Below are 3792 nucleotides of genomic sequence, written 5' to 3'. Positions count from 1 at the left end.
GACGGCGAGCTGCCAGTTCAGGAACAGCATCAGGACGATGCCGGCAATCAACTCGAACAACGGCAGCGCCGCGCTGTTGCTGAAGCTCTTCACCGCGCCTTCGAAGGCCGACAGGTCGACCGAGAAGCGTGAGAGAATCTCGCCGCGCTTGGTGCGCTGGAAAAAGGCCGCCGGCAGGTTCTGCACATGCTCGAACAGCCGCGCGCGGACATCGGAGATGATGCAGGCCGCGAGCCGCGCATCCCAGCGCTCGTACCAGATGGCCACGATCGAGGTGAAGATGCCGGTGGCCGCGAGCACGCCGAGGATGCGGTACAGCGCCTCGAAATCCTCCTCGCCGAGCGCGTCGTCGATCAGGAACTTCAGGCTCAGCGGCATGATGACGTTGAACAACGTCTCGACCAGGATGCCGAGGCCGACCAGGGCCAGAGTGGTCTTGTACTTGGCGAGCAGCGGCCTGACGAAGCCATAGACCGTGGCGAGCGCGCCGGCGGCTTCGCGCGCCGAGAACACGATGAGGTCCTCGTCATCGTCATCATCGTCGAGCTCGAGGTCTTCGTCCTGGTCGTCTTCGCCATCATCATCGTCCGGCGGCGGCGCCGACGGCTTCAGGGCACGCAAGCCCGTTGGCGCGCCGCCTCTGGCGGCAGCCTGCGCCGCCAGCGCCGCAGCGGGATCCGCCCCGGCAGCAGATTTGCGGTCATCAGGGACTGAAGATTTGCGCGCCATCCAACCAAAACCAATGCTGCGGCCAGCCCGACGATGGGCCGGCATTGCGTCACGGCTTTAACATCTCGACCCCAAAGGGACTAGCGCTGTTGCGACACGGCGACGCGGCAGCAATTAAAGAGGTGCCCGATATCGACGTCGTTCGGCACCGGCGCATACGATGCACTCGCGCGACGCACGAGTTCCGCGAATCAGCCGCAGCCGACAACGTCACAGCGAACGCGTCGCCGAGGCGTCCTATTCGTCGTCGTCCTCGACCTTGTCAAAGAACGAGTAACGCAGGCTGTCGGAATCCGCGTACCACTGTCCCGGCCCCTTGTTGGCGGCGAGCGTCGCTTCCCACAGTTGGTCGGTGCAGTCGTGGCGATGCATCGACAGATCGAAGCCGTTGCCGAAGAACAATTCCGACCATTCCCACCAGGTGCCGAGCTTCTTGACCCCGCGCAACAGGTCGTAGCGGTCGATCAGCGCCGGCGCCATGTCCGAGGTGACGGAGCCGAAGACGAGCCCGGTCTTGACCACGCGGTTGAGTTCGCGAATCGCCCGCACCACCTGCTTGTCGCCGAGATGGCACAGGCTGGTCTCGAACACGAAATCGAACGCGCCGTCCTTGAAGGGCAGGTCGGCGATCGAGCCGAGCTTGTTGTACTTCTTCAGCGCCTTCGGCGTCTTGCCGTGGATGTAGCGGTTGCTCTCGATGCCCCAGGCATCGATGCCGCGATCGCGCAGCGCGCCGACCAGTTCGCCGCTCGCCGAGCCGGCCACCAGCAGCTTGTAGCCTTTGCCCTTGGCCCTATTCCAAACGATCTTGATCAGGTTGGTTAGATAGTCCGGGTCGGTGAACTGCGCCCAGGATTCGCCATACGGCCCCTGCCCGCGATAATCATCGAAATAATCGCGATCGATCTTGTCAGACAGCGGCGTCTTCGCCTGTGAGCGGACGCGGCGCAGCCGCATCATCTCGGTGACGATGATATCGGTGGCGGCATCAGACGAATCCAGCAGCCCGTTGAGGGTGGAATCGAACAGATAGTCGCCGACGACCACGATCCCCGGGTGCTCCTTCGGCTCGGGGCGATGGTTGGTCATGACGTCGCGCACCGGGAGGCCGCCGGGCAGCGCATTGACCGACGACAGCCAGCGATGAACCTTGCCTTCGAGGAAGTGCTCGCGGGCGTCGCCGAACGAGGCCGGCAACGATTTCAACGCCGCAGCGATCAGCTCCTGCTCCGACAGATTGGCGAAGGCCAGGGCATCGGAACCCGCGATCAGCCAGTTCAGCACGCCATGCTTGCCGACATCGTGCCGTGCGCCCTCGTTGTAGACGCAGCAGCCGCCGAACGCTTCCGACATGAACCAGGCGCCCGGGATCTGCTCGCCCCAGAACGGCTCGTCGAACAGGATCGAGACCCGCAGGTAATGCGCCGGCCGATCGAAATAGGCGACGTGCTTGATCATCGACTTGCGCAGGCCCTCGCCTTCCCAGCCGAGCGTGTGCAGCCAGGAATGCGGCAGACACACCAGCACGAGATCGAAGTCGCGGGTCTCCGGACCCTTGCCGTTCATCATGTTGAGCCGATAGCGGCCGGACTCCGCCTTGCCGACCTTCAGGATCCGATGATTGAGCTGGATATCGGCGTCGACCTCGGAGCGCAGGCACTCGATCAGCTGCTCGTTGCCGTTCTGGATCGAGTAGAGGCCGATATAGCCGTCGACATCCATCACGAAGTTCTTCAGCGCGTTGAGCCCATTGGTGTTGTGGGCCTCGGTCGCGAGATCGGAGCGCGCCATCGTCTTGAAGAAGCGCTTGGCGACGGGATCGTCGACTTCCTTGTCGAGCAGCTCCTCGGCGGTGAGATAGGCCCAGGGATGCTCGTTGTCGTGCGCGCCGACGCCTTCGTAATATTCGACCGGCGATACCATGTCGGTACAACGCTTGCGGAAGGCCTCGATCGCGGCCGCGGTCTTGGCGCCGTATTTTCGGCGCATGCCCGGGACGTCGTCGATCAGTTGGCCATCGAGCTGCACCTGCATTGCGTCCATCGGGATCGTCTGCAGACCGAAATGCTGGATCAGCTCGCGCAGCGGATCGGGCCCGGTCATCGAGTAGTCATAGATCTCGGCGACACCAGCCTCGTACATTGCCGGCGCCGTGTCGAACTTGCGCGTGACGATCTTGCCGCCGAGCCGGTCGGACGCCTCGTAGATCGTGACCTTGCACAGGTCGCCCAGTTTCTTCTTGAGGTACCAGGCGCTCATCAGGCCGCCCGGGCCGCCACCAACAATCGCAAGGTCAAGCATCAGCGTTCCGCTATCTCCGGTCGCTTTGGATGGCGCCGGTGGTCCAAGTCACGAATACACGTCTCAGGATTCCCAAGCCCCCGAGTCTCGACCGGCCAAGATTCGATCAGTCCGCTCGTAGGCCATGTGCCAACTGATTGAATCAGCACAGACTCTCGGCGGTCAGCGAAGATCGTTTGGGCGGATCGGATGATACCAAAAGCGCTTTTGTCCCTGAAGGGAAGATGAACAACAGGGATGCGGGACCGCAACAGGGCAACAAATTGTCAAAAAAAGGCCGGCGACAGCCGGCCTTTTCTCCATCACATGAACAGCGGGAGCGGAACGGTATCTCGTTCCCGCTGACTGTTGTTTGGCTTACTCGGCCGGCGGCAGCGCCAGCGGCTGCGGCTCGGGCTGAGCCGGCACGATCGCCGCCTGCCTTTCCCGTTCGTCCACGATCAGTTTGTCGCGCTTGACTGCGACCTCGCGGATCCGGGCCATCGAGGCGCCAGTGCCAGCCGGGATCAGGCGGCCGACAATGACGTTCTCCTTCAGGCCCTCGAGCGGATCGATCTTGCCGTTGACCGCAGCTTCGGTGAGGACGCGCGTGGTCTCCTGGAACGACGCCGCCGAGAAGAACGAACGGGTCTGCAGGCTCGCCTTGGTGATGCCGAGCAGAACCGGGACGCCGGTGGCGGGCTTCTTGGCCTCTTCCACGGCCTTCGCGTTGAGCACGTCGAACTCGATCTTGTCGACCTGTTCGCCCGAGATCATGTCGGT

At 63.1% G+C, this 3792-nt stretch carries 3 protein-coding genes; all 3 read right to left on the bottom strand.

All coding sequences use genetic code 11. The annotated features are described in order from the left end of the window. A partial coding sequence (locus WA702_RS09830; protein ID WP_425110329.1) for an ABC transporter ATP-binding protein occupies nucleotides 1-729 on the bottom strand: 729 nt, incomplete at its 3' end. A gap of 237 nt (nucleotides 730-966) precedes the next feature. Continuing rightward, nucleotides 967-3030: an FAD-dependent oxidoreductase gene (locus WA702_RS09825; protein ID WP_425110328.1), complete on the bottom strand. Its 2064-nt coding sequence runs from the start codon at nucleotides 3028-3030 to the stop codon at nucleotides 967-969. Nucleotides 3031-3387: 357 nt separating this feature from the next. Then, nucleotides 3388-3792: hypothetical protein (locus WA702_RS09820; protein ID WP_425110327.1), on the bottom strand; the 405-nt coding region annotated here is incomplete at its 5' end.

Source organism: Bradyrhizobium sp., from assembly GCF_049798375.1.
Lineage (GTDB): Bacteria > Pseudomonadota > Alphaproteobacteria > Rhizobiales > Xanthobacteraceae > Bradyrhizobium.
The sequence above is the reverse complement of the archived record's forward strand: the minus strand, read 5'-3'. Positions and strand labels throughout refer to the sequence as shown.

Excerpts from the sequence above, each read along its gene's own strand:
- WA702_RS09825 (WP_425110328.1), bottom strand. The coding sequence starts at position 3,030 with ATGCTTGACCTTGCGATTGTTGGTGGCGGCCCGGGCGGCCTGATGAGC.